General features: G+C 63.8%; 28 protein-coding genes. 14 read left to right on the forward strand and 14 right to left on the reverse strand.

What is annotated here, in order from left to right; genetic code table 11:
* Positions 1-36: 36 nt before the first annotated feature.
* Entirely contained in the window at positions 37-492 is a 456-nt protein-coding gene (gene ftsB, locus AWB67_RS15790) for a cell division protein FtsB (RefSeq protein ID WP_087657188.1), read from the forward strand.
* Positions 493-572: 80 nt separating this feature from the next.
* Here the strand turns inward: ftsB and AWB67_RS15795 are convergent, their stop codons facing one another.
* The 3 genes from AWB67_RS15795 to AWB67_RS15805 all read right to left on the reverse strand — a co-directional run bounded on the left by AWB67_RS15795 (position 573) and on the right by AWB67_RS15805 (position 2565).
* Positions 573-911, reverse strand: a complete 339-nt coding sequence (locus tag AWB67_RS15795) for a hypothetical protein (RefSeq protein ID WP_087657189.1) — start codon at positions 909-911, stop codon at positions 573-575.
* Between the two features lie 138 nt (positions 912-1049).
* Positions 1050-1994 (reverse strand): Hsp33 family molecular chaperone HslO, encoded by a 945-nt coding sequence (hslO, locus tag AWB67_RS15800; RefSeq protein WP_087657190.1) that lies wholly within the window; start codon positions 1992-1994, stop codon positions 1050-1052.
* A gap of 46 nt (positions 1995-2040) precedes the next feature.
* Positions 2041-2565 (reverse strand): gamma carbonic anhydrase family protein, encoded by a 525-nt coding sequence (locus AWB67_RS15805; RefSeq protein WP_087657191.1) that lies wholly within the window; start codon positions 2563-2565, stop codon positions 2041-2043.
* 189 nt (positions 2566-2754) lie between these two features.
* Between AWB67_RS15805 and AWB67_RS15810 the strand changes: the two genes are divergently transcribed.
* The 10 genes from AWB67_RS15810 (at position 2755) to AWB67_RS15855 (ending at position 11920) form a co-directional block, all read left to right on the forward strand.
* The gene (locus AWB67_RS15810) at positions 2755-3579 is read left to right on the forward strand and encodes a ferritin-like domain-containing protein (RefSeq protein ID WP_087657192.1); all 825 of its coding nucleotides are present in this window, start codon (positions 2755-2757) and stop codon (positions 3577-3579) included.
* A gap of 60 nt (positions 3580-3639) precedes the next feature.
* Positions 3640-4524 (forward strand): alpha/beta fold hydrolase, encoded by an 885-nt coding sequence (locus tag AWB67_RS15815; protein WP_087657193.1) that lies wholly within the window; start codon positions 3640-3642, stop codon positions 4522-4524.
* 62 nt (positions 4525-4586) lie between these two features.
* Positions 4587-5417, forward strand: a complete 831-nt coding sequence (locus AWB67_RS15820; protein WP_087657194.1) for a 3',5'-nucleoside bisphosphate phosphatase — start codon at positions 4587-4589, stop codon at positions 5415-5417.
* A gap of 208 nt (positions 5418-5625) precedes the next feature.
* A complete protein-coding gene (locus AWB67_RS15825) occupies positions 5626-6261 on the forward strand; it encodes an L-threonylcarbamoyladenylate synthase (RefSeq protein WP_087657238.1) in 636 nt (211 codons plus the stop codon).
* A gap of 172 nt (positions 6262-6433) precedes the next feature.
* Complete coding sequence (locus tag AWB67_RS15830; RefSeq protein WP_087657195.1) at positions 6434-7099, forward strand: site-2 protease family protein; 666 nt, start codon at positions 6434-6436, stop codon at positions 7097-7099.
* A 4-nt stretch (positions 7100-7103) separates the two neighbouring features.
* A complete protein-coding gene (locus tag AWB67_RS15835; RefSeq protein WP_087657196.1) occupies positions 7104-8306 on the forward strand; it encodes a tryptophan--tRNA ligase in 1203 nt (400 codons plus the stop codon).
* Entirely contained in the window at positions 8306-8890 is a 585-nt protein-coding gene (locus tag AWB67_RS15840; protein ID WP_087657197.1) for a class I SAM-dependent methyltransferase, read from the forward strand. The genes AWB67_RS15835 and AWB67_RS15840 overlap by 1 nt, the downstream gene beginning before the upstream one ends.
* A 42-nt stretch (positions 8891-8932) precedes the next feature.
* Complete coding sequence (dapA, locus tag AWB67_RS15845) at positions 8933-9838, forward strand: 4-hydroxy-tetrahydrodipicolinate synthase (RefSeq protein ID WP_087657198.1); 906 nt, start codon at positions 8933-8935, stop codon at positions 9836-9838.
* A gap of 156 nt (positions 9839-9994) precedes the next feature.
* Positions 9995-11137, forward strand: coding sequence for an NlpB/DapX family lipoprotein (bamC, locus tag AWB67_RS15850; RefSeq protein WP_087657239.1), 1143 nt, complete (start codon positions 9995-9997; stop codon positions 11135-11137).
* 9 nt (positions 11138-11146) lie between these two features.
* Positions 11147-11920: an MBL fold metallo-hydrolase gene (locus AWB67_RS15855; RefSeq protein ID WP_087657199.1), complete on the forward strand. Its 774-nt coding sequence runs from the start codon at positions 11147-11149 to the stop codon at positions 11918-11920.
* Between the two features lie 97 nt (positions 11921-12017).
* On the opposite strand, the gene AWB67_RS41855 is transcribed toward AWB67_RS15855, so the two are convergent.
* Positions 12018-12269 (reverse strand): hypothetical protein, encoded by a 252-nt coding sequence (locus AWB67_RS41855; RefSeq protein WP_235007615.1) that lies wholly within the window; start codon positions 12267-12269, stop codon positions 12018-12020.
* 232 nt (positions 12270-12501) lie between these two features.
* Positions 12502-13710, reverse strand: coding sequence for a cupin domain-containing protein (locus AWB67_RS15870; RefSeq protein ID WP_087657201.1), 1209 nt, complete (start codon positions 13708-13710; stop codon positions 12502-12504).
* A gap of 33 nt (positions 13711-13743) precedes the next feature.
* Between AWB67_RS15870 and AWB67_RS15875 the strand changes: the two genes are divergently transcribed.
* The gene (locus AWB67_RS15875; RefSeq protein WP_087657202.1) at positions 13744-14295 is read left to right on the forward strand and encodes an FKBP-type peptidyl-prolyl cis-trans isomerase; all 552 of its coding nucleotides are present in this window, start codon (positions 13744-13746) and stop codon (positions 14293-14295) included.
* Between the two features lie 50 nt (positions 14296-14345).
* On the opposite strand, the gene AWB67_RS15880 is transcribed toward AWB67_RS15875, so the two are convergent.
* The 5 genes from AWB67_RS15880 to AWB67_RS15900 all read right to left on the reverse strand — a co-directional run bounded on the left by AWB67_RS15880 (position 14346) and on the right by AWB67_RS15900 (position 21276).
* Complete coding sequence (locus tag AWB67_RS15880; RefSeq protein ID WP_087657203.1) at positions 14346-15596, reverse strand: hypothetical protein; 1251 nt, start codon at positions 15594-15596, stop codon at positions 14346-14348.
* Positions 15559-18252: a DNA mismatch repair protein MutS gene (gene mutS / locus AWB67_RS15885; RefSeq protein WP_087657204.1), complete on the reverse strand. Its 2694-nt coding sequence runs from the start codon at positions 18250-18252 to the stop codon at positions 15559-15561. The genes AWB67_RS15880 and mutS overlap by 38 nt, the downstream gene beginning before the upstream one ends.
* 190 nt (positions 18253-18442) lie before the next feature.
* Complete coding sequence (locus tag AWB67_RS15890) at positions 18443-18811, reverse strand: ElaB/YgaM/YqjD family protein (protein WP_087657205.1); 369 nt, start codon at positions 18809-18811, stop codon at positions 18443-18445.
* A gap of 200 nt (positions 18812-19011) precedes the next feature.
* On the reverse strand, positions 19012-20310 hold the full coding sequence (gene lplT / locus AWB67_RS15895; protein WP_087657206.1) for a lysophospholipid transporter LplT: 1299 nt from the start codon (positions 20308-20310) through the stop codon (positions 19012-19014).
* Positions 20311-20472: 162 nt separating this feature from the next.
* Positions 20473-21276, reverse strand: a complete 804-nt coding sequence (locus tag AWB67_RS15900; protein ID WP_087657207.1) for an inositol monophosphatase family protein — start codon at positions 21274-21276, stop codon at positions 20473-20475.
* 230 nt (positions 21277-21506) lie between these two features.
* Here AWB67_RS15900 and AWB67_RS15905 point away from each other — a divergent pair, with 230 nt between their 5' ends.
* Positions 21507-22304, forward strand: coding sequence for an RNA methyltransferase (locus AWB67_RS15905; RefSeq protein ID WP_087657208.1), 798 nt, complete (start codon positions 21507-21509; stop codon positions 22302-22304).
* A 173-nt stretch (positions 22305-22477) separates the two neighbouring features.
* Positions 22478-23263 (forward strand): serine O-acetyltransferase, encoded by a 786-nt coding sequence (cysE, locus tag AWB67_RS15910; RefSeq protein WP_087657209.1) that lies wholly within the window; start codon positions 22478-22480, stop codon positions 23261-23263.
* A gap of 10 nt (positions 23264-23273) precedes the next feature.
* Here cysE and AWB67_RS15915 read toward each other — a convergent pair whose 3' ends face one another.
* The 4 genes from AWB67_RS15915 to AWB67_RS15930 all read right to left on the reverse strand — a co-directional run bounded on the left by AWB67_RS15915 (position 23274) and on the right by AWB67_RS15930 (position 26108).
* Complete coding sequence (locus tag AWB67_RS15915; RefSeq protein WP_087657210.1) at positions 23274-24074, reverse strand: UDP-2,3-diacylglucosamine diphosphatase; 801 nt, start codon at positions 24072-24074, stop codon at positions 23274-23276.
* Complete coding sequence (locus tag AWB67_RS15920) at positions 24074-24568, reverse strand: peptidylprolyl isomerase (RefSeq protein WP_087657211.1); 495 nt, start codon at positions 24566-24568, stop codon at positions 24074-24076. The genes AWB67_RS15915 and AWB67_RS15920 overlap by 1 nt, the downstream gene beginning before the upstream one ends.
* Before the next feature lie 50 nt (positions 24569-24618).
* Positions 24619-25200, reverse strand: a complete 582-nt coding sequence (locus AWB67_RS15925; protein ID WP_087657212.1) for a peptidylprolyl isomerase — start codon at positions 25198-25200, stop codon at positions 24619-24621.
* A gap of 98 nt (positions 25201-25298) precedes the next feature.
* Positions 25299-26108 carry a tetratricopeptide repeat protein gene (locus AWB67_RS15930; RefSeq protein WP_087657213.1) on the reverse strand — a complete coding sequence of 270 codons (810 nt, stop codon included), beginning with the start codon at positions 26106-26108 and terminating at the stop codon, positions 25299-25301.
* Positions 26109-26241: the final 133 nt, after the last annotated feature.

The raw sequence follows: 26241 nt of genomic DNA on the forward strand, positions 1-26241 counted from the left end.
TTCCGACGCCGGGCGGCGCTTCTTTCGGCTCTATCAATGCGGCTTGTTACTGTCGTCCTCGTTCTCCTGCTGGCGCTGATCCAATATCCGCTTTGGTGGGGGCACGGTGGTTGGCTGCGCGTCCATGAATTGCAGGGACAACTCGCGCAGCAGACCCACAAAAACGCCGACCTGAAGCTGCGCAACGAACGCGTGCAGGGCGAAGTGCAGGATCTGCAAGGCGGCACCGCGGCCGTCGAGGAGCGCGCGCGCTACGAGATGGGCATGATGAAGGACAGCGAGGTGTTCGTGCAGTTCGTTGCACCGAATTCCGCTGCGCCCGTCAATTCGGCGAATGCGCCGGGCGCGAACGCGTCGACGCGGGGTCAGGTATCGGCAGCGCCGTTCCGCGTGTTGCCAAATCCGGTGTCGCGTTCGAAGGAAGAGCGTCGCGCGCTGGAGAAGAAGGCCACGAAGGAAAAGGAAGAGGCGAAGAAGAAGCAGGGCGGCTGAAAAACGAAACGTCTGGACGAAAAAAAGCGCGGTCAATCAAATGACCGCGCTTTTTTATTTCAAGGCAGCGAACAAACGGCTTACCACGAATAACCGGTGCCGATGCCCCATCCCGAGCCGCCCCAACCGCCGGTGGAATAACCGCCATAGAGGCTGACAGGCGCGCGGTAATACTGCGACGCGGCTTGAGCGGCGGCATCGACGGCCATGGCTTGCTGTTGATCGGCGAGCGCCTGGCGGTCGATCTGGTTATAGCGATCTTGCTCTTCCTTCGTCATCGGCTGGGCCGATTGCGTCTGCGCGGAAGGCAAGCGGCTATAGATCGGCGAAGGGCCGGGCGGATCCATCATGCAGCCGGTGAACATAGTCACCGAGACGATTGACAAGGACAAACGACTTAACAACACAGCGTTTTTCATTTCGACCTCCACCGGGCCGGACAGCCAAACAGGACTCGGATGATATCGTGCCGGAACACTCGCGACGAGGGCGCCGGCGTCGCCGAATCCTGGCCGCAAGAAGCGGGCCGCTTGCGTATTTTCCTTAAGTATCAAGCCCTAATGACGCTGTTGAGACGCGCCGCTCACACCTTGTGAGAGTTCTTTTGCGACAAAAAGTTGCGCAACGTCGACCGGATCGAACTCGTAGCGCTGGTTGCAGAACTCGCAATGCACTTCGACGTCACCGCGTTCCGCGATCACGCTGTCCACTTCCTCGCGGCCGAGCATCTTCAGCATTCCGCCGACTTTCTCGCGCGAGCACGAACACTGAAAACGAGTCGCCGCCGGCTCGAAATGCTGCACGTTTTCCTGCCAGAAAAGGCGACGGAACACGGTTTCGGGCTCTTCCTTCAGCAATTCCTCGTTCGACAACGTCCCGCCGAGATGGCAGACGCGCTGCCACGTATCGGCGTCGTGCTCGCCGGGATGCGGCACGATGCCGCCATCACCGGGCAGCTTCTGCAGCAGCATGCCAACCGCGCGGTCGGTGTTCGCCGCGAGCCACATCCGCGTGTCGAGCTGCTCGGAATGATGCATGTAGTGCTCAAGCACCTCGGCCATCGACGCGAGCGGTCCATGTTCGCCCGACAGCGGCACGATACCCTGATACGGCTGCTGCCCCGGGCGCTTGTCGTTCGGGTCGAGCGTGATCACGCAGCGGCCGTGGCCGCGCTCGTTCAGGAGCGCGGGGAGCATCATGTCGTCGGTGATGACGGCGCCTTCGGCTAGCTTGGCCGTTGCGCGCAGGGACAGATCGGAGTGGCACTGCACGACCAGCATCTGGACCGGCCCGTCGCCGTAGATTTGCATGATGAGCGTGCCGTTGAACTTGAGATTCGCCGACAGGAGCGCGCACGCCGCCATCATTTCGCCGAGCACGTTGCGCACCGGCGCCGGATACGAGCGGCGCGCGAGCACTTCCTGCCAGGTGTTGCGCAGCGAGACGATTTCGCCGCGCACGGGCGCCGCGTTGAACATGAATTTCTGCAACTGGTCGTTCACAACTCTTCCTTGATCGATACGGCGGCAAATCCGGTGCGCTCGGGTGTCAGCCGATGCGCACGAGTTGCGCCTTGTAGTATTCGCGCCGGTCCGCGTAACTGGCGGTGGCCGACTGCATGCGGGCGATATCCGCCTCGGTGATTTCGCGAATCGCCTTGGCGGGCGAACCGAGAATCAGCGTGTTATCGGGAAAAACCTTGCCTTCCGTGACCACCGCGCCTGCGCCAACCAGACAGTTGCGGCCGATCACCGCACCATTCAAGACCACGGCCTGAATTCCGATCAACGAGCCTTCCTTGACCGTGCAGCCGTGCAGCATCGCCTGATGACCGACCGTCACGTTCGCCTCGATCGTCAGCGGGAACCCGGGATCGGCGTGGAGGATCGCGCCTTCCTGGACGTTGCTGCCGCGGCCGACCATGATCGGCTCGTTGTCGCCGCGCAGCGCGGCGCCGAACCAGACGCTCGAGTTCTCTTCGAGCGTGACGCGGCCGATGATGGTCGCGGTGTCCGCGAGAAACACGCTTTCGTGGATGGTGGGGGCTTCGTCGCCGAGCTTGTAGATGGCCAACTGTGTCTCCTGAGCGGTTTGGGTGCGGTTGCGCTCGCCGTTTGCACGCGAGCCCACCGGCTACAATGCCGGACGCCGCCGTGTTTTTTTAGGCGAAATCCGATGCGCAAAACGCTATTTTAGCCGTTTGCGTGGTGATGCCGCCGCGGGCGCGGCCCGGCGTTCTATCCATCGTTCGAAATCGTTTCCATGTCCAGCGTCCCTGTTCAAACCGGTTGCACGCGGCAGATGGCGCTCGACGTGTTGTGCGAGCGCGATCCGCAGACCAAAGCTGCACGCGCCCGCGACCTTTACGCGCTGGCGCAGGACGGTGCTGCGTCGATCGATCCAGCGGCGCGGTTGTCGGCGCCCGCCGGGCTGCCGGGGCGGCCGGAGCGGCCGCCGCTCGTCGAGCCGGGCTCGCTCAAGCGACGCGGCATGCAGACCGAAGCGGGGCGCGCCGTGCTACTGCACGCGCTCGCGCACATCGAATTCAATGCGATCAATCTGGCGCTCGATGCCGTCTGGCGTTTTCATTCGATGCCAGTTAATTTTTACCTCGATTGGTTGAAGGTCGCGTCGGAGGAAGCGTTTCACTTCTCGCTGTTGAGCGCGCGCTTGGGCGAGTTCGGCCACGTCTACGGCGATTTCCCCGCGCACGACGGCCTCTGGGAAATGGCTGAGCGCACCCGCGACGACGTCCTTGCGCGCATGGCGCTCGTCCCGCGCACCCTCGAAGCGCGCGGCCTCGATGCCTCCCCGCCGATCCGCAAGCGTCTCGCGCAAGCAGGCGATCACGCCTCAGCCGCAATCCTCGACGTGATCCTGCGCGACGAAATCGGCCACGTGCTGATCGGCAACCGCTGGTTCCGCCATCTCTGCGACGCAGTCGGCGCCGACCCGCACTCCGCCTACGCACGCCTTGCCGAACAGTATCGCGCGCCAAAACTACGCGGTCCGTTCAACTTCGAGGCCCGCCGCGACGCCGGTTTCGACGAAGCCGAACTGCGCGCGCTCGCCGGCCTCGACGACTGATTCATCTCGAAAACGCCGCCGCTGACTATAATAGAACGATCATTCGTTTCGAGACCAGCGATGCACCAATCCCATTCCGATTTCATCGATGCGCGCGGCGTGCGCCTGCACGTACGCCGGTGGGGCACGCCTGACGCGCCCACGCTCTTCATGCTGCACGGCTGGATGGACGTGGCGGCGTCGTTCCAGTTCGTCGTCGACGCGCTCGGCGACGGCTGGCAGGTCATCGCGCCGGATGCGCGCGGCTTCGGGCTGTCGGCGTGGCCGGTGGTCGAGCGTGGCGGCGGCCACTACTGGTTTCACGACTACCTCGCGGACCTCGACGTCATCCTCGATCATTACGCGCCGCACGGCCAAGTGAATCTGGTAGGGCACAGCATGGGCGCGAACGTGGTCGGGCTATATGCCGGGGTCAGACCACAGCGGGTGCGGCGCGTGGTCGATCTGGAAGGATTCGGCGTCGCCGCCGCCGAACCGAGACAATCGCCCGCGCGCATCGCGCAATGGCTCGACGACCTGCGCGCGCCGCCCGAACTTCGCACCTACGCGACGCTCGACGAGGTCGCCGAGCGCCTGATCCGCACGAATCCGCGCCTCGCCCGCACGCGCGCGACGTTTCTCGCGAAGCACTGGTCGACGCCCACGGACGACGGCCGCTACCGCCTGCTCGCGGATCCGGCGCACAAGCTGCGCGGGCCGCTGCTGTATCGGGTGGACGAAGTGATGGCGGTCTGGTCGCAGGTGCGCGCCAAGGTGCTGCACGTCGAGGCGGCGCGCTCGTCGACGCTTGCATCGATCGCGGGTGACGTTCCGCTCGCCGAGTTCAAGGCGCGTTTTTCCGCGTTTCCCGACTGGCGCGAGGAAATCGTCGAAGGCGCGGGGCACATGCTGCACCACGACCAGCCGGAGCGAATCGCCGCGCTGATCTCCGATTTTTGCGCGTAGCAGGGCACACGGCCCGAAACGTGCGTTGCAGTAGAATGTTAGTCAATCCCGAAATACTCACGATGAACGCCGATCTGCACTGCCACTCCACCGTTTCCGACGGCCAGCTCCAGCCTGCCGAGGTCGCCGCGCGCGCGCACGCGAACGGCGTAACGGTGTGGTCGCTCACCGACCACGACCAGTTGGGCGGGCAGCGCGAGGCGCGCGAAGCGGCCGAGGCGCTCGGCATGCAGTTCTTGAGCGGCGTCGAGATTTCGGTGACGTGGGCGGGGCGCACGGTGCACGTTGTCGGCCTGAACGTCGATCCGGAGAACCAGGAGTTGCTCGACGGACTTGCCGCCACGCGCGACGGCCGCGCCGCGCGCGGCGAAGCAATCGGCGAGGCGCTCGCGAAGGCGGGCATTCCGAACGCCTATGAAGGCGCGCTGCGCTACGTCGCCGATCCGAAGATGATTTCTCGCACGCACTTCGCGCGCTATCTGGTCGAAGCCGGGCTCGCGCAATCCACCTCCGATGTGTTCGCGCGCTATTTGGGCGAGGGCAAGCCGGGTTACATCGGCCATCGCTGGGCGAAGCTGCCGGACGCCATCCGCTGGATCAAGAATGCAGGCGGCGAACCGGTGATCGCGCATCCCGGCCGCTACGATTATTCACAGACGGAATTCGCCGCGCTCTTCGACGAATTCATCGGGTTGGGCGGTAATGCAATCGAAGTCGTGACCGGCAGCCACACGCCGGACCAGTATCGCGAGTACGCCGACGTCGCGCGTCGCTATGGTTTTTACGCGTCGCGCGGGTCGGATTTTCACGGCGCGGGCGAGGGACGGATCGACCTCGGCCAGCTCCCGCCGCTGCCTTCCGACCTCAAGCCGGTCTGGGAACGCTGGCTCTGAGAACGCGCCCGGCGCGCAGGCGCCGCACGGTTGGCACGGTTCTGGCAAGTTGCAACGGGTTCCCCAAGGCGGCGTTCACATCATGCATTTCGCCACTCGTGTCCTGAATCGAACCGCGCCGTCGAGCTTGCGCGAACGTTGCACTGACAGCACGCAGAAGAGCCCCGCCGCGTCCCGCGCGAAGCGAAACCATAAGAACCATGCCGCCATGTCTCAATTTTTTCGCATTCATCCGGACAATCCGCAGCCGCGTCTGATCAATCAGGCGGTGCAGATCATCAACGATGGCGGCGTCATCGCCATGCCGACCGATTCGAGCTACGCGCTCGCCTGCCATCTCGACGACAAGGACGCCGTCGAGCGCATCCGCCGCATTCGCGGGCTCGACGAGAAGCAGCTTTTGTCGCTCGTCGTGCGTGACCTGTCGCAGCTTTCCAATTTCGCGCAGGTCGACAACCGGCAGTACCGGCTGATCAAATCGGTGACGCCGGGGCCGTACGTCTTCGTCCTGCAGGCGACGAAGGAAGTGCCGCGGCGGCTGTCGCACCCGTCGCGCAAGACGATCGGGCTGCGCGTGCCCGACCACGCGATCACGCTGGCCTTGCTCGAAGCGCTTGGCCAGCCGCTGCTCGGCTCGACGCTGATCCTGCCCCCCGACACCGAGCCGCTCAACGACGCCGAGGAAATCCGCGAGCGTCTCGAAAAGCAGATCGACCTCGTGATCGATGCCGGCGCGTGCGCGGCGGAGCCGTCGACGGTCATCGATTTGACGGGCGCCGCGCCGGTGCTGGTGCGCCCGGGACGCGGCAGTCTGGAGCCGTTCGGCCTGACCGCCGGCGCCTGAGTGCAAAAACTGCAAAAACGCGCGCGAACTTTTGCCGTCCGGGGCATCATCTGCGTTCGCGACCGTCAGCCGACGCAACCGAGAACCACCACGCTCGCCCCGCGCAACCGTGACTTTCCACCGCCATGAGTGGCGCCTGAACTGCCTGATACGCTTGATACAATAGCGAGCTATGGATTCTTCCCTGATACAGACAATCGCGGTCTACGCGCTCCCGGTGATCTTCGCGATCACGCTGCACGAGGCCGCACACGGTTACGCCGCGCGCATGCTCGGCGATAACACGGCCTATGTGCTCGGTCGCGTTTCCCTCAATCCGATGCGTCACATCGACCCCATCGGCACCATCGTCATACCAATCGTTCTCTATTTCGCGACCAGCGGCGCGTTCATGTTCGGCTACGCGAAGCCCGTGCCAGTCGCTTTCGGTAATTTGCGCAATCCGCGCTGGGGCAGCCTCTGGGTCGCCGCCGCTGGTCCCGGCAGCAACTTCGTGCAGGCGCTGATCTGGGGCATCGTCGCGGTGCTGCTGGCGGGCTTTCACGTCGAAGAAGCGTTTTTGACGCGCATGGCGGCGGCCGGCGTCGGCGTGAATCTCGTGCTCGGCGTGCTGAACCTCTTTCCGCTGCCGCCGCTCGACGGCGGTCGCGTGCTGATGGCGCTTTTGCCCATCCGCGCGTCGCTGGCGGTGCAAAAGCTCGAACCCTACGGCTTTTTCATCGTGATGGCGCTCGTCATGACGGGCGTGCTGACGCGGTTCTGGCTGAGCCCGCTCGTGACCGTCGGCTATGCGGCGGTGTCGGCCATCCTGAATCCCTTTGCTTCGTTCTTTCTATAAAACCATGTTCCCTGACCGTATCTTCTCAGGCATGCGGCCGACCGGCACGCTGCACCTCGGCCACTATCACGGCGTGCTGAAAAACTGGGTGCGGCTGCAATCCGAGTACCCGTGCTTTTTCGCCGTCGTCGACTGGCACGCGCTGACGACGCATTACGAAACGCCCGAAGTCATAGAGAAGAACGTCTGGGAAGTGCTGATCGACTGGCTCGCGTCCGGCATCGATCCGGCGCAGGCGACGCTGTTCATCCAGAGCCGGGTGCCGGAGCACGCGGAACTGTCGCTGCTGCTCGGCATGGCGACGCCGCTCGGCTGGCTCGAGCGCGTGCCGACCTATAAGGAACAGATCGAAAAACTGCGCGAAAAGGACCTGTCGACGTACGGTTTTCTCGGCTATCCGGTGCTGATGGCGGCCGACATCCTGCTGTACCGCGCGTCGCTCGTACCGGTCGGCGAGGATCAGGTGCCGCACGTCGAGATGACGCGTGAAATCGCGCGTCGCTTCAATTATCTGTACGGCAAAGAGCCGGATTTCGAGGAAAAAGCGCTCGAAGCCGCGAAAAAGCTCGGCGGCAAGCGCGCGAAGCTGTATCACGAGCTGCGCGTCGCGTACCAGCAGGAAGGCGACGACGAAGCGCTCGAACAGGCGCGTGCGATGCTGCAGGAGTCGCAGAGCCTGTCGATGAGCGATCGCGAGCGGCTTTTCGGCTATCTCGAAGGCGCGCGCAAGCTGATTCTGGTCGAGCCGCAGGTTTTGCTGACGTCCGAATCGCGTATGCCGGGGCTCGATGGGCAGAAGATGTCTAAGTCGTATGGCAACACGATCGGCCTCCGCGAAGACGCGGAAACCATCACGAAAAAGGTCCGCACAATGCCGACCGACCCCGCGCGCGTGCGCCGCACCGACCCGGGTGATCCGGACAAATGCCCGGTATGGCAACTGCATCTGGCCTATACCGACGAAGCCACGCACGAGTGGGTGCAAAAGGGTTGCAGGACCGCGGGCATCGGGTGTCTGGAGTGCAAGCAGCCGGTGATCGACGGCATCCTGCGCGAGCAGCAGCCCATGCTCGAGCGCGCGCAGAAGTACATGGACGATCCGTCGCTGTTGCGTGCGATCGTCGCCGACGGCTGCGACAAAGCCCGCAAGTTCGCCACCGAGACCATGCGCGACGTGCGCGAGGCGATGGGGCTGTCGTACAACTGATGGCGGATCCGGCGAGCGCGTGGGTGTGCAAGTGGTCGCATCTCGTCGAGGCGGGCGGGGCGGTGCTCGATGTCGCCTCGGGGAGCGGCCGGCATGCGCGCTGGTTCGCGTCGCGCGGACATGCGGTGCTCGCCATCGACCGTGATGGCGAAGCGCTCGGTTCGATGGCGGGCGTCGAGCGCATCACGACGCTCGCCGCCGATCTCGAAAGCGCGCCGTGGCCGTTGCCGGCTGATCAGACGTTTGCCGCGATCGTCGTGACGCGCTACCTGCACCGGCCGCTCTTCCCCCATCTCGCCGATGCTCTCGCACCCGGCGGCGTGTTGATCTACGAAACCTTCGCTTTGGGCAACGAAACGGTCGGCAAGCCGTCGAATCCGGCGTTTCTGCTCACACCCGGCGAACTGATCGACGCGTTTCACGCGCGGCTGCGAATCATCGCTTATCAGGATGGTTTCACGGCCCTTCCGCGCGCATCCTGTGTGCAGCGAATCTGCGCGGTCCGCGAGCCGGACCGATCTTCAATCGACCTCACCATTCGTAACAATGCGTTGAACCCGCCGCGTTACGAGTTGGTGGACTAATCCGCTACAATCGCGGTTTACCCATTAAATTCATAGCGTTTCATGACAAACGGAACACACGGCGGCATCCAGATCCGCGGCAGCATTCCTGCCATCGTCACACCGATGCACGAGGACGGTAGTCTCGATCTGCCGGCGTTTCGAAAGCTGATCGACTGGCATGTCGCGGAAGGCTCGAACGGTCTCGTCGTGGTGGGGACGAGCGGCGAGTCGGCCACGCTTTCGGTCGAAGAACACGTTTTGATGGTCCAGACGGCCGTTGAGCATACGGCTGGACGCTTCCCGATCATCGCGGGCGCAGGCGGCAATTCCACGGCCGAAGCAGTCGAATTGTCGAAGGCGGCGAAGAAGGTCGGCGCTGACGCCACGCTCCAGGTCGTTCCCTATTACAACAAGCCGACCCAGGAAGGCATGTATCGCCATTTCGTGAAGATCGCGGAATCGGTCGATCTGCCGGTCATTCTGTACAACGTGCCGGGCCGCACCGTGGCCGACATGAACAATGAGACGATCCTGCGTCTTGCGGACGTGCCGGGCATCATCGGTGTGAAGGAAGCGACGGGCAACATTGACCGCGCCGCGCACCTGATCAAGTACGCGCCCGCGAATTTCGCAATTTTCAGCGGCGACGATCCGACCGCGATCGCGCTGATGCTGCTCGGCGGCCACGGCAACATCTCGGTGACGGCGAACGTCGCGCCCAAGGCGATGAGCCAGCTCTGCCGCGCCGCGCTCGAAGGCGACGCGATCACCGCGCGCAAGATTCATCTCGGCCTGCTGTCGCTCCACAAGCAGCTTTTCTGCGAATCGAATCCGATTCCGGCGAAGTGGGCGCTCCAGGAAATGGGCCGCATGCAAGGTGGCATCCGCCTGCCGCTCACGCCGCTCGACGCGCGTTATCACGACATCGTGCGCGACGCGTTGCGCGAATCAGGGCTTCTGGCCTGATGACACGCGGCGGCGCGCCGAATGCATCGCACCGCGCCGCCGCAAGTCATCGAACGTCACGCAGCCAGTCATCAACCGTCGCTCGCCGACCTCGTTATCGACCCCGTTCTTGGCATCTGCTCCAGGCAACGCGCTTTCAGCATCACGAAGGACCCCATGAAACGATCCGCACTTTCCACTCACGCCACGCGCCTGAGCGCGCTGTCGCTTGGCCTTGCAACGGTCGTCGCGCTCTCGGGTTGCGATACGCTCAACGACTGGCTCGCCCCTGACCGCGTCAACTACAAGGCCGCTGAAACCGCGCCCGCGCTGACGGTCCCGTCCGATCTCTCCACCGCCGACATCAGCCAGCGCTACGCCGCGCCGCCGAAGGTCAACTCGCTCGGCGGCGGCGCGCAGCGCGCGCTCACGCCGGCCGGCAACGCGACGCTCGGCGTGCCGACGGCGCAAGACCCGTACGGCATGCACGTCGAGAGCGACGGCGACCGCCGCTTCCTCGTGGTCGACGGCCGGACACCTGATCAGATCTGGCCGCAGTTGCAGGAGTTCTGGACGGACAACGGCTTCACGCTCAAGACCGATGCACCCGCCACCGGCATCATGACGACCGACTGGGCGGAAAACCGCGCGAACATCCCCGACGACTGGTTCCGCAAGAGCATCGGCAAGCTGGTCGATTTCGCGTATTCGTCGGGCACGCGCGACATGTTCCGCACGCAGGTCGATCGCACGGCAAACGGCTCGACCGACATCTCCGTCACTCACAGTGCAATGGAAGAAGTGCTGACGGGGCAGGACAAGACGTCGTCGCGTTGGGAAGCGCGTCCGCGCAATCCGGCGCTCGAGGCCGCGTTCCTCGCGAAGATCATGGAGAAGTTCGGCCTCACAGACGCGCAGGCGAAGCAGTTGATCACCGAAGCGCGTCCGGCGGGCGCGAAAGTGGCGGTGGAGCAATCGGGCAGTTCGTCGACGCTCGACATCGCCGAACCGTTCGATCGCGCGTGGTTGCGCGTGGGCCTTGCGCTCGACCGCACGAATTTCACGGTCGACAACCGCGATCGCGAGAAGGGCCTGTATTACGTGCACTACTCGGACTCGATGCAGGAGCTGAAGAAGGACGGCCTTTTCAGCAAGTTCTTCTCCAGTAACACGCCGAAGCCGACGCGCCAGTTCCTCGTGAACGTGCGTCCGAAAGCGGATTCGTTGACGCAGGTCGCAGTCGTCGACGCGAACGGTCAACTGGATAGCTCGACGGATGCGCAGCGCATCGTGTCGCTGTTGCACGCGCAGTTGAACTGAGCACGGGCCGTGCGATTCGCGAGCCTCGGCAGCGGCAGTGAAGGCAACGCGTTGCTCGTCGAGGCGCAGTGCGGCACGACCACCACGCGCGTGCTGCTCGACTGCGGTTTTTCAGCGAAGGAAGTGGAACGCCGGCTAGGCCGATTGGGACTGCGAGTCGACGATCTCGACGCGATCCTCATTACGCATGAGCACACGGATCATATCGGCAGCGCGCTGACGCTCGCGCGCAAGTGGTCGATTCCGTTGCACATGAGCTGGGGCACGGCGCGTGCGGTCGGTGCCGACGAGGCTCCAGTCGACCTTCACGTGCTGTGGGGCGACGAGAGCGTCACCATAGGCAACCTGAGCGTGCTGCCGTACACCGTGCCGCACGACGCGCGCGAACCGCTGCAGTACGTCTTCTCGGACGGCGCAAGCCGTCTCGGTGTCCTGACCGATGTCGGCGTCTCGACACCGCACATCACGAGCACCCTGAGCGGCTGCGACGCGCTTGTCCTCGAATCCAACCATGATCTCCAGATGCTCGCGACGAGCCGCTACCCGGCGTCGCTGAAGGCGCGCATCGGCGGGATGCACGGACACCTGAACAATGACGCGGCTGCAGGCATCCTTGCCGCGCTCGATCGTTCTAAACTGCGCCATCTCGTGGCTGCGCACTTGAGCCAGCAGAACAACCTGCCGCATCTGGCGCAGGCGGCGTTGTCGGCGGTGCTGGGGGTATCGGCTGTCGATGTCGTCGTCGCGACTCAGGCAGAGGGCTTCGACTGGCTCACGTTATGATCCATCTTGCATAATCCTGCATAGGTACAGACGTAAAAAAACCGGCTCGAGAGCCGGCTTTTTACGCAAGTCTCGCAAGGAGACCCGCACGCAAACCTTACTGGCTTGCGCCCGATGCCGGAGCAGCCGAAGCAGCAGCAGCAGCGTCGCTGGCAGCAGCCGAAGCGTCGCTAGCAGCGGCCGAAGCGCTCGATGCAGCCGTGTTTGCGTCCGATGCAGCTGCGGCGGCCGGTGCCGAGGCAGCCGGGGCTTCGCTTGCAGCGCTCGGAGCAGCCGTATCGCTAGACTTGTTGCATGCAGCAAGAGCAACAGCAGCCAACAGGGATGCTACGAGGAGAGATTTCTTCATGATCACGTCCTTTTATGGTTAAAGGTAAGCAACAGCGCAAAGTACCGGTAATGTGTGCTCCAACACCGACCCGGGCCGCTGTGGAGACCCACATTTTATTGGATGTGTGAGACTTTCCACGGCTTGGGCGGAAATTATATGCACTTTCGTACTGACCGTCGATAAATGCGGGGCCAATACGTTGTCTTTCTCATACAAATTTTAACACTGCGGAACAGCAAGACGCATGACGTCAGGCGCAGGCGTCGACCTGAATCCAGCCCGCACGATACCACTCGTGCAGTAAGGCTGTCTCTGACGAATCGTCTTCAAGTGTTACAAAGCGTTTCGCCTCCAAGAGCCGTTTATCGGCCAATTCGGGGAGCCATTTTTTGGTTCTCGAATCGAATATCTCCGCCTCGCCATTGATGAAATACGAGCGTTTGTCGTAAAGCAAAATCGTTTTTCGATCGAGTCGCACACCGGACTTCTGAATGCGCTCAACAAACTTTTGCTCATTCAATGGGCGATTAGGCGGATCGAAGACCACATTCGCTTTCGGCTCGCTCAAATACGACCCGAGGAATGATGCCACGTCCTTTTCATTCCAACTGACGTTCGCAAGGATCGCGCCAACCCGGTCGACGAGTAGTGAGGGAAGCTGCGCCGGATGAGCGACCGGATCCTGCTTTGGATCGCGGTAGAGCGCAGGGGCGGAATCCGCGTCAGTCGAGCGCTCTGCAAGGTGGTAGAGGAACTGTCCCGTGAGCTCGCGGGTGGACGGCGCGCGAAAGCCGATGGAGCACGTCATGCATTCGCCCTCGGCCACGCCATCGTGGGCGATGTGCGGCGGCAGGTACAGCATGTCGCCGGGTTCCAGCACCCATTCCTCTTCCGGCTCGAAATGCTGTAAAACTTTCAACGGCAGTCCCGGATTTAGCGTGAGATCGCGTTGCGCGCCGATCCGCCAGCGGCGTTTACCATGCACCTGCAGCAGGAAGACGTCGTAGGAGTCGAAATGCGCGCCTACGCCGCCGCCATCGGTCGCATAGGAGATCATGAGGTCGTCGAGGCGCGCATCGGGGATAAAGCGAAAGCGGTTCATCAGCGCGTGCGCGCGGTCGTCGTGCAGGTTCACGCCTTGCACGAGGAGCGTCCATTCGCGCTTTTTCACCGGCGGCAATTCGTCAGGCGCAAAGGGACCGTGCTCCAGCGCCCACGTCTTGCGAAAGTGCGTGATCAGGCGTGACTCGACGTCGTCGAGATCGGCGAGGTCGAAGAGCTCATCACGTGTCAGAGGCGCCTGGATATCGGGGATCGCCTGGCGGATCAAGAGCGGCTTTTTCTGCCAGTAGCGGCGCATGAACTGCGCGGGCGTGCGGTTGCCCAACAGGGGAGTGACTTCGTCCGGCAGCGGCGCTTCAGGCCGGCCGGCGGTTGCATCTAGGGGCCGCGTTGGCATCGTATAATTGAGGCTTGTATCTTGGAGAATCCAATGAAAATCGCAAAAGACACCGTCGTATCAGTCGCTTACAAGCTCTCGGATGCGCAGGGCAATCTGATCGAGGAAAGCGACGAGCCGATGGTCTATCTGCACGGCGGCTATGATGGCACGTTCCCCAAGATCGAGGAAGCGCTCGACGGCCAAGAAGCCGGCTACCAGACCCAGCTTCAACTCGAACCCGTGGACGCGTTCGGCGAGTACGATCCCGAACTCGTGAAGGTCGAGGCGCGCAGTCGCTTTCCCGAACCGCTCGAAGTCGGCATGCAGTTCGAAGGCACGCCGGAAGACGGCGAAGAAGACGTCGATTCGCTGATCTACACGGTCACGGATGTCGCCGAGGACAAGGTCGTGCTCGACGGCAATCATCCGCTCGCGGGCATGGCGCTGCGTTTCGCGCTGTCGGTGCAGGAGGTGCGCACCGCGACCGAAGACGAAATCCAGCATCAACATGCGCACGGCGCGGACGGCCTCGAAATCCTCGATGAGGACGAAGACGACGCCGAAGGAGAACCGGGCAAGGTTTCGGGTCCGACATTGCATTGAGAGTCGGACCAGTTTGAACGAGAAGGGCGCAGCATGGGCTGCGCCCTTTTTCATTCGCCGGCGCCGCTCGCGGGCGCCGCGCGATAAATGCCGTTCTGCACGCCCGATGCGGGCGTCGGCAAAATCGGTGGGAGGGCGGGCGGCGGCGTGAGGATCGGTGGCATCGGCGTCAGCGTGGCCGGCGGCAGGTCGTCGCGCGGCGGAGAAGGCGCAGGCTCGACAGTCGCCGGCTCGTTCGCTTCAACCGTCTTGCTGCGTCCCGATACATCGCGCAGATCGACCTTGAACGGCGGTCGCCATCCGGCATTCGTCTGCACTTCGAGCCATTGCGCTTGCGGTTTTTTGAACGCGATCGCGATGCGCGTCAGATTCGCGACGACCGCGCCTTTTTCATCGCGCAGCGGCTGGTCGATGCGATACCCCGCCGGCAGCGACGTTTCCGAGCCGTGGATCACGATCACCGGACCACGGAACGAGTTCGCCATTTTTACGAGACTGCGCTTGAATTCGACGAAGCCATCGCGCGGCGGGTTGTTACGCGTAAAGCGCAGCCACGCGAAACGGTCGCGGCGTTCGTAGCGCGTGAAATCGGGATCGCCCTGCAGGATGACGACTAACGCTCGCTGATCCGCGCGCCGTGCCCACTCGGCCGCGTGTTCGAGCCAGAACGTGTTCGCGATCACGCGGTCTTCGAACTCACCGTTGCGACCGCCCGCTGTCAGATAATGGTTGTTCGGACTCGGTGCGTTTACGCCGACGAAAGCGACGCCTTGCGACTGCCAGCGCACGTTTTCACGAAACGTTCGAAATCGCGCGACTTCGCTTTCGCGCGTGACGGAAAGAGGCGCGGCGCCGAGCGCGTTGGCATCGGCGAAGAAAAGTTGTCGCAGAAAATCGAGCCGTTCGACCGGGTCGTAGGCGCCTGATTGCGCAAGTCCGCAGTCGGTCCAGTCGTGCTGTCCGGGCAATACGACGAGCGGCTTGCGCGACGCGTCGAGCAAGTCGCGGCGCGCTTCGAATACCTTGTCGCGGCACGGCTCCGCCGGACCCTTGATGTTGCCGTCGTAGACGATGAACGCGATGTCGCGATCGCGTGCGATCGTATCGAGCATCTGGCGCGTGGGCGCTTCGTCGGCGGGCTTCGTCAGCGCGTCGGCGATGATGGCGAACTTGAGCGGCGTGTCGTCGGCAGCGACGTGCTGTTGGGCGAGCACGCCGCACAAGAGCACGGCGAGCAACGTACGCGATGCCGCCGCGGTCAGATTAACGCGATGCATCCGGCGCGGACGTCGCCAGTTCATGCAGTTCGTAGAGCAGATCGAGCGCGTCGCGCGGACGCAGATCATTAGGATCGAGCGTGCGCAGCTTGTCGAGCACAGGATGCTCCGGTGCGGTTGCGGCTGGCGTGGGTTCCGCGGCATCCTCCGCATAAGGCGACGCCGCGAACAAATCGAACTGCGGCGACGGCTGGCCGATCGACTGCTGCTCCAGATGCACGAGGTGCTTGCGCGCCGCGCGGATCACTGCCGACGGCACGCCCGCCAGTTGCGCGACCTGCAGGCCGTAGCTCTGGTTCGCGGGGCCTTCGTTCACAGCGTGCAGAAATACGATGCCATGATCGTGCTCGACCGCCGACAGATGCACGTTCGCCGCATGCGCGAACTCGTGGGGCAACTGCGTCAATTCGAAATAATGCGTGGCGAAGAGCGTGTAGCAGTTGTTATGCGACAGCAGATGCCGCGCGATGGCCCACGCGAGCGCGAGGCCGTCGAAGGTCGAAGTGCCGCGGCCGATTTCGTCCATCAAGACGAGGCTCGATGCGCTCGCGTCGTTCAGGATCGCGGCGGCTTCCGTCATCTCGACCATGAACGTCGAACGGCCGCCGGCGAGATCGTCGGCGGCGCCGATGCGAGTGAAGATGCGATCGAGCGCGCCGAAACGCGCGCGCTTCGCCGGCACGTAGCTGCCGACATACGCCATCAACGCGATGAGTGCGGTTTGCCGCATGAACGTCGATTTACCGCCCATGTTCGGGCCGGTGATGAGCAGCAGCTTGCGTTCGGTGGATAGGCAACAGTCGTTCGCGATGAACTGCTCGACCTGCGCCTCCACGACCGGGTGCCGCCCCTGCTCGACATCGATACCGGCGTCCGCAGCGAACTCGGGCGCGACCCAGTCGAGCGCGCGCGCCCGTTCGGCGAACGCGCCGAGCAGATCGAGCTCGGCGAGCGCTTGCGCCACGCGCTGGCAATCCGCGATGAAGGGCAGCAGATTCTGCAACAGCGCGTCGTACAGCGCGCGCTCGCGGGCGAGCGCGCGTTCTTGCGCGGAGAGCGCCTTGTCCTCGAACGCCTTCAGCTCGGGCGTGATATAGCGCTCGGCGTTCTTCAGCGTCTGGCGGCGGCGATAGTCGTCGGGGACCTTGTCGGTCTGGCCGCGCGTCACTTCGATATAAAAGCCATGCACCTTGTTGTACTCGACCCGCAGGTTGCCGATGCCGGTCCGCGTGCGCTCGCGCGTTTCGAGGTCGATCAGGAACTGGTCGCAGTTTTCCGAGATGTCGCGCAGTTCGTCGAGATCGGCGTCGTAGCCGCGCGCGATCACGCCGCCGTCGCGGATCAGCGCCGCCGGTTCGGGTGCGATCGCGGCGACGAGCAGGTCGAGACACTCGCGCGGCGGTTCGAGCGCGTCGTCGATGCGTTCCAGCGCGGCCGCGTTCGTGCGCACGGCGACAAGCAGTTCGCGCAGCTTCGGCAGCGCGGCGAACGTATCGCGCAGACTCGACAGGTCGCGCGGACGCGCCGACAGCAGCGCAAGGCGCCCCGTGATCCGCTCGATGTCCGAGATCTGCCGCAGCGCCACGCGCAGCGTTTCGAGACTCGCGCCCGACGGTGCTTCGAGCAACGCGCCGATCGCCTGCTGGCGTGCGCGCGCAATCGACGCATCGCGCGGCGGATGATGCAGCCAGTGGCGCAAAAGACGGCTGCCCATCGTCGTGCAGCAGGTGTCGAGGAGCGAGCAGAGCGTCGGCGATTCGGTGCCGCGCAGCGTCTCGGTGAGTTCGAGATTGCGGCGCGTGGCTGGATCGAGCCCGATGTATTCGGATTCGTGCTCAACCTTGAGGCTTCTCACGTGCCGCAATTGCTGGCCTTGCGTCGCGGCGGCGTAGAGCAAAAGCGCGCCCGCCGCGCCCGATGCGCAGGTGAGCGAATGCGCGCCGAAGCCGTCGAGGCTCGCGACGTCGAGTTGCTCGCAAAGCCGTTGGCCGCCCGACGCGACATCGAAATGCCAGGCCGGCACGCGCGTCGTCGCGCCGATGTTCGGCACGCTGAACGACGCGTTGATATCGGTGATTGAATCGGCGATCAGCGTCTCCGCCGGCCGGATGCGCTCGAGCGCCGCGCCGACTTCCTCGGGCGCGACTTCCGCAAGCCTCAGCGCGCCGCTCGCGAGATTGAGCCACGCGAGCCCAACGCTCGTCACCACGCCGCGCCGGTTGTGCGACGGGCAGAGCGCGAGCAGATAGACATCGCTTTTGTCGGAGAGGAGGGCGGCATCGGTGAGCGTGCCCGGCGTGACGACGCGCACGACCTTGCGCTCGACCGGTCCCTTCGACGTCGCCGGGTCGCCGATCTGCTCGCAAATCGCCACCGATTCGCCGAGCTTCACCAGCTTCGCAAGGTACTGTTCGCACGAATGATGCGGGATGCCCGCCATCCGGATCGGATTGCCGCCCGATGCGCCGCGCTGCGTGAGCGTCAGGTCGAGGAGGCGCGCGGCTTTTTCGGCATCGTCGAAGAAAAGCTCGTAAAAATCGCCCATCCGATAGAAAACGAGCGTGCCGGGGTGCTCCGCCTTGATGCGGAGATATTGCTGCATCATCGGCGTGTGGTGCGACAGATCGACGGCCGCCGCCTGCGCGCCTGCTGATTCGGGAGTTGCGGTATGAGTGCCCATCTTGCGTGCGTTCGGTGCGGGAAAACCGGTTGCCAGACGAACCGGTCATATAGGGCGAGAGTGTAACCCGTCGCGCTGAAGCCGCGCCCTCGGCTGATCGGCTAACCCCCACGCAACACCATGAAACGACGACGCCCGCCGCGAACCGTCGTTCGCAGCGGGCGTCAGGGTCAGAAGCGGCGAGACTTATTTAAGAACGTCCCGCGAGAAAGCCGACCAGCAACGCCAGGCCAGCCACGGCGCCGAGCGTATGCCACGGCTTGTCGTGCACGAATTCGTCGGCGTAACCGGCTGCATCGTTCAACTTCGCCGTCACGGCCGATCCCGCGCCGTCCATCTGCGAGCGCACCGTCTTCAGCTTGGCCTGCAATTCCTTGCGGAGCTTGTCCGCATCGAGATCCTTGGCGTCGCGGATCGAGCTGTCCAGATCGTCCAGAAGGCTGCGCAACTGGCTGCTGGCGCTATCGACCGCGTCGCTTGCTCCGCTGACGGCGCGCTGGCCCAGGTCGGCTGCGCCGTTGATTTTGCTATCGAGCGTCGAACGTGTGAACAATCCCATTTGCTGCTCCTTTTGACGTGCCGAAAAAAAGAAAATCGCGGCTCGTTCGGGCACCTGGGCGCGCGGCGCCAAGGTTGCGTGACGAGCCGTCCGGTATTTACGACTTCAGCCCCCGCCTCATCGTTCCCCGCTTGTTTTTGCATCCTCTCGCGGGGCAACAAGGGGAGATTACACCCGTCAGCAAGTCCCGTTCCTCGATCTCATTCGCCCGCGAGCGCGCCCAGATCGACCTGCCGTTCGTTTCTCGCGTGGCGGCGCATCGCGAGCGACATCATCGCGCAGACGAACACGCCGAAGATCACGATGATCCACTCCACCGGCACCTGCGTCGTCAGGAGCAGCGCGTAGGACCCGAGCATCGCGAGCACGGCGAGGTTCTGGTTGAAGTTCTGCACGGCGATCGAGTGTCCGGCAGAGAGGAGCGTCGCGCCGCGATGCTGGAGGATCGCGTTCATCGGCACGATGAAAAACCCCGACAGGCTTCCGAGCAGGATCATCAGCGGATACGCCCCGAGGATATAGGCCGGCGCGAAGAGCGGCCCGATATGCACGCCGGCTGTGGATGGAAAAAGGTCCTTGTTGTAGAACGCCATCGCCACGGCGACCGCGCCCGTCACCACGCCGATCGGCAGCACCTTCAGCGACTGCCGCAGCGGAATCAACGCGGCGGCGGCTGCCGCGCCAATCGCGATCCCGATACCTGTCACGCCTTGAAGCACCGCCGCCTTCGACAGCGACAGCCCGAGGTTCGCATCGGCCCATTTGAGGACGAGCAGTTGCAGCGTGACAGCCGCGCCCCAAAGCAGCGTCGTGACCCAGAGCGCGATCTGCGCGAGCTTGTCGGACCAGAGCACCTTGAAGCAGTGCGAGAAATCGCCGATGAGCAGCGCCGGTTCCGCGAGCCGGTTCGGATAGCGCGCGCCGGTATCGGGGATGCCGATGTTGATCACGGCCGCCGCCGCGTAAATCAGCATGACGGCGGACAACGCGGCGTCGGCGGCGGTGTGCACGAGCGGCCAATGCGCCCCCGACACCCAGCGCTCCACGTACTGGCTGACGAGCGCGCCGCCGATCACGGTGCCGAGGATCGTCGAGCCGACCGTCGCCGATTCAAGCCACGCGTTCGCCGGGATCAGCTTGTGGGGCGGCAGCAGTTCGGTGAGGATGCCGTACTTGGCCGGCGAGTACGCGGCGGCACCGAGGCCGACAACGCCATACGCGATCATCGGATGCACGCCCGCGATCATCAGCGCGCAGCCCGCCGCCTTGAGCGCATTCGAAATGAACATGACGTGGCGCTTTTGCAGTGCATCGGCGAATGCACCGACGAAGGGCGCGAGCAGCACGTAGGAAATCGTGAAGAATATTTGCAGAAGCGGCGTGATCCACGATGCCGATTTGATCATCGTCAGCATCGCGATTGCGGCGATCAGGAGCGCGTTGTCGGCGAGCGATGAGACGAACTGCGCGGCGATGATCGTGTAGAAGCCTTTTTTCATGGGAGAACGCTTGCCGGGCGGGCCGGTGCGGGCAAAGAAATGCACTGTAGCGGAGCCGCAAATAGCGTGCACAAACGTGCCCAGCGTGTTGGCTCGCTCCCAAAAGCAAAAAAGGCAGCCGAAGCCGCCTTTCCCTTCCATGCGAAGAAAACGCGCTGCGAGTTACGTTGCGCTTTGTCGCGTTTTCGAATACGGATCGAGGATCTTGATCATCTGCGCGTACACCTTCGGATTGCCCGCGACGATCTCGTTCTCATGCAGGAAATTCGATTCGCCCGTGTAATTGCCGACCAGCCCGCCCGCCTCGGTGATGATGAGGCTGCCCGCTGCCACGTCCCACGGGTGGATGCCTTGCTCGAAAAAGCCGTCCATGCGGCCCGCTGCGACGTTCGCGAGATCGAGCGCCGCTGCGCCCGGACGGCGCAAACCCGCGCACGACAGCGTCATTTCGGAGAAGAGCTTCATATAGTCTTTCAGGCCCGAGCCGTCGCGGAACGGAAAGCCCGTGCCGATGAGCGCATCCGCCAGCCGGTCCAGCTTGCCGACGCGAATCCGCCGCTCGTTCAGATAAGCGCCGCGTCCGCGCGATGCCGTGAAGAGGTCGTTGCGCGTCGGGTCGTAGACGACCGCTTGCGTCACGATGCCCTTGTGCGCAAGCGCGATCGACACGCAGTAATACTGGAAGCCGTGGATGAAGTTCGTGGTGCCGTCGAGCGGATCGATGATCCACTGGAATTCGGACTCGCGGTCGTCCTTGCCGGATTCTTCGGCGAGGATCGAGTGGTCGGGGTAGGCGGTGTGCAGCGTCTCGATGATGGCGGCTTCGGACGCCTTGTCGACTTCCGTCACGAAATCGTTGTGCTGCTTCTTGCTGACCTGGATGCGGTCCAGGTCGAGCGACGCGCGGTTGATGATCTGTCCGGCGCGGCGGGCGGCCTTGACAGCGATATTGAGCATCGGATGCATGAGCGAGATCCTTTGGCCGGCGCCGCCTCGCGAGAGCGCGGGAAACCGGAAGTTGGCGACAACGACAATGTCGACGGAAGACGAATTGGAGAAGAGCGGGGCGGGCAGCGAAGAAACGGCGTTCGTGTCGCGCGAAGGCGGTATTTTACCTGAAGTAAGACTGTCTTAGCGGGATTCAGTCGACTCCTATTGCTTCCGGCTAGTTCAGGCAAGGCGTGGGAGGCGCTACCATGACGGCTCATTTCATCTCACCGGCAGAACACGCTTTGGACTCGCTCGATTCCCCCAACCTGAGCGGCGGTTTCACGTCGACACGCTTCGTGCTCGTCGAGCCGAGCCACCCCGGCAACGTCGGCGCGGCGGCGCGCGCGCTGAAGACGATGGGCTTTTCGCGGCTCGTGCTCGTCGCGCCGCGCGTGCCGCACGTAAAAGACGAGCCCGAAGCGATCGCGATGGCGAGCGGCGCAGACGACGTGCTCGCGTCCGCAGTCGTCGTCGAATCGCTCGCGGAGGCGCTCGCGGGCGTGCACTGGTCTGTTGCGCTCACCGCGCGCCAGCGCGAGTACGGGCCGCCGCAACTTCCACCGCGCGCGGCCGCCGCACGCGCACACGAATTCGTGCGGCACGGCGACATCGCGCTCGTGTTCGGCAACGAGCGCACGGGCCTTTCGAACGCCGACGTCGAGCGCTGCAGCGCGCTTGCGCACATTCCGGCCAATCCGGCGTACAGCTCGCTGAACCTGTCGCAAGCGGTGCAGGTGCTGGCTTACGAGCTGCGGCTGGCGTTCCAGGAGACGTTGCCGGACGTGGAAAGCGTCGGCACGAACGCGTCGAGCGACGAAATCGAAGGGATGTATGCGCACCTCGAAAACGCGTTGATCGCGCTCGATTTCCTCGATCCCGCGAATCCGAAGAGGCTGATGTCGCGTGTGCGGCGGCTTTTTGCGCGTTCCGGGCTCGAGCGCGAAGAGGTGAACATCCTGCGCGGCATCGCGAAGCATATTCTGCTGCGCGTGAGGAAGGACTGAGGCGAACCGCGCTCGATGTCCCCGACCGCTTCGCGAGCGGGGACATCGAGCAGAACCGGCAGGCTCGTCCTACAATCGGCAAAATTCAAGATAAGGATTGCGCGTTTCGTGCTAAAGCCCGAACGACGCGGTTCCCGGCTTTTCCCCTTGCCGTCACTCACCGAGCCATCGACATGTTCAAACGCCTGAGCGAAGACATCGACGCCATCCGCGAGCGCGATCCCGCCGCCCGCAGCGCCTGGGAAGTGCTGACGTGTTATCCGGGCTTTCACGCGATCCAGCTTCACAGGTTCTCGCACGCGTGCTGGACGCGCGATCTGCGCTGGCTCGGGCGTTTCGTCTCGCAGATCGCGCGCTTCCTGACCGGCATCGAGATTCATCCGGGCGCGACGATCGGGCGGCGCGTGTTCATCGATCACGGCATGGGCGTTGTGATCGGCGAGACGGCGGAAATCGGCGACGACTGCACGATTTATCAGGGCGTGACGCTCGGCGGCACGTCGCTCGCGCGCGGCGCGAAGCGCCACCCGACCCTCGGGCGCGGCGTGATCGTCGGCGCGGGCGCGAAGGTGCTTGGCGGCTTCACGATCGGCGAGGAGGCGAAGATCGGCTCGAACGCGGTTGTCGTGAAGCCGGTGCCGGCGGGCGGCACGGCGGTCGGCAATCCGGCACGGATCGTGGTACCCGCAACCGAGCGTCCCGCCGATCCGGCGCGCGCGTCCGCAAGCGGTGGCTTCTGCGCGTACGGCATCACGCCGAACGCGGACGATCCCGTCTCGCTCGCGATCCACGGCCTGATCGACCATGCGTCGACGCAAACGCAGCGCGTCGACGAAATCGTCGTGGCGCTGGAGAAGCTCGGCGCACGGCTCGAAGCGTTGAACGGTATCGATGGCGCCGCGCTGATCGACCTGAAGCGGCTGTCGGCGGCGATGGAAGGGGAGGCGGCGCGGCGTTGATCCGTTTCGCCTATTCGAGCGGCAGCGCGCGAATACCGGCGGCGTCGATGCGCAGATAACCGCCGCGCCGCTCGCCGTGGTCGAGTTCCCAGTCGGGGATGACCCAGCGCGTGCCGTCGGCTTCGCGATGCCGCGCCGGCCGATGCGTGTGGCCGTGGATCATCGTATGCGTGCCGCTCGACGCGAACAATTGCGCGACGCCCTCGCGCGTCACATCGTATTTCGACGACACCGGCATCATGCGCGCGCCTTCGCTTTTCGAGCGCATGCGTTCGGCGATCGCGAGGCGTGTTTTCAGCGGCAACGCTAAAAAGAGACGTTGTGCGAGCGAATTGCGCGCAAAGCGTCGAAACCGCTGATAACCGGAGTCAGCCGTGCAGAGCGCGTCGCCGTGCGCGAGCACGATGCGCGTGCCGAACGCCGTCATTACGAATGGATCGGGCAGCGGCAGCGCGCCAGCTTCCTTCATGAAGCGCCGGCCGAGCAGGAAATCGCGATTGCCGTGCATCATATATAGCGCGATGCCGCGTTCGGACAGCGTATGCATCAGCTTCGTCATGCGCCGCGCGAAACGCGCGCGTTGGTGATCGACCGATGCGTCGAGCACGTCATCGCCGACCCAGAATTCAAACAGATCGCCGAGGATGAACACCGAATCGGCCTCGCTGGCCGTGACGGTCACGAAGTGTTCGAACGCCGCGACCGTCTGCGGGATCGCGTCGCTCAAATGCAGATCGGCAATAAAAAACAGCGGGCGCGAATCACTCGCCGTCCCCGCTGCTTGCGCATCGAGATGCGTAACGTCGGTCATTACTCGACGACGACAGCCTTCTCGATCACCACGTCGTCAACCGGCACGTCCTGGTGGAAGCCCTTCGAGCCCGTCTTGACCTTGCGGATCTTCTCGACGATATCGAGGCCGTCGACCACGCGGCCGAACACGGCGTAGCCCCAGCCCTGCGGCGTCGGCGACGAATGGTTCAGGAAGTCGTTGTCGCCTACGTTGATGAAGAACTGCGCGGTCGCTGAATGCGGGTCGTTCGTGCGCGCCATCGCGAGCGTGCCCTTGTCGTTCTTCAGGCCGTTATTGGCTTCGTTGTCGATCGGCGCGTCGGTCGGCTTTTGCTTCATGCCCGGCTCGAAGCCGCCGCCCTGGATCATGAAGCCGTCGATCACGCGATGGAACACGGTGTTGTCGTAGTGGCCCTTCTTCACGTAGGCAAGAAAGTTCTCGACCGACTTCGGCGCCTTCTCGCTGTCCAGTTCGATCTTGATGATGCCGTGGTTCGTATGCAGTTCGACCATGATGTGTTTCTCCGATGTATGTTGATTTGTGCTAGCAGCCCGCAGGCAGCTTACTTCGAGACCACCGTCGCCGATTCGATGACGATCGGCTTTTGCGGCACGTCGGCCATCGGCCCGCGCGTGGTGGTCGGAGTGCCTTCGATCTTCTTCACGACGTCCATGCCCGCCGTGACCTTGCCGAAGACGGCATAGCCGTTGCCGTCCGGGTTCGGAAAGTCGAGACCCGCATTATCGACCGTATTGATGAAGAACTGCGCGGTGGCCGAGTTCGGGTCGCTCGTGCGCGCCATCGCCAGCGTGCCGGCGGCGTTCTTCAGGCCGTTCTTGCTCTCGAGCGGGATCGGCGCGCGCGTCGGCTTCTCGGCGAAGCTCGTGCTGTATCCGCCGCCCTGGATCATGAAGCCCGGAATCACGCGATGAAAGATCGTGCCGCTGTATTGACCTGACTTCACGTAGTCGAGGAAGTTCGCGACGGTCTTCGGCGCCTTCTCGGGATAGAGTTCGACACGAATGTCGCCTTGCGAGGTCTTGAACAGCACGCTCGGATGCGCGGCCTGCGGTGCAGCTTGAGCGAACGCGGGAGCGTTGGCGATCAGTGCGGCGCTGCCGAGCGCCAACATCAGCAATTTCATGAAGAATCGATCCTCTGGTTAGAGTTGCAACGGGTCCAACGTCGTATCGAACCTGCTGCGCACGATCACGTTGATCTCGCGCAAGCAGGCGGGCGATGTCACGGTTGCGCGTTCGGCGCGATGTAGGGCGAGGTCGGGAACGGGCCGGTCGGGCCGCCGAACGGCGAGTAGGGCGAGGGCAGCGTCATGGCCGGCGCCGTGTAGGACGAGTCTTGCGTAGCTGCGCTCGGCGCGACCGTTTTCTTGGGTGCGGGCGGCGGCGCGATGATCTTCCGGATGTCGGCAACGCGCTGGCGAGAAAGCGCACTCTTCGATCCCAGCGACTGCGCGCGCTTGTACGACTCGGCCGCGAGCCGCAGATAGAGATCGCCGAGATTGTCGTACGCGAGTGCATAGCTCGGGTTTGCCTTCGTGGCCGTTTCCAATGCGACGCGCGCGTCTTCGTAGCGGCCTTGCTTGGCGTAGAGCGCGGCGAGGTTGTTGTACGGCTCGGGCAATTCCGGATAGGCCTGCGTGAGCTCCGTAAATGCGGTGATCGCTTCGTTGTCGCGATTCAGGCGCGCGAGGATCGTGGCACGCTTGAACTTCGCCTGGACGTCGCGCGGGTTTGCCTGAAGGCGCGCGTCGAGTTGCGTTAGCGCGCCGGCATAGTCCTTCTGCGCGATGGCAGAATCGATTTGCGGCGTGCCGTCGGCGGTGGCCGTCGACACCTGCGCGTGAGCCGTGGCGATGCACAGAAAACTCGCGGCGAGACCGAAACTTGCAGTGCTCATCGCGCTCGAAAAAACGGTCGCGACGATGCCCGCGAAGCGAGTGGCGACGCGGCTTGCGGCTCGGTTGGCAACGCCTTGTGCGCGGCCGCTTGAAGGTTTCATAGGCTCAAGTCTGGATGTTATACTCCGACCCATTCTAACAAAAGGTCTGTACGTTCCGTCGAACGCCGGACTGTCTTTACGCCACTCGTGGTCGTCTCCGTTTTGATCGCAGCGTGAGCCTCATGTTTGCTCGGGCGGCATGCGTGATCCGAAGCGCGTTGTTCGA

The organism is Caballeronia terrestris, from assembly GCF_001544515.1.
Lineage (GTDB): Bacteria > Pseudomonadota > Gammaproteobacteria > Burkholderiales > Burkholderiaceae > Caballeronia > Caballeronia terrestris.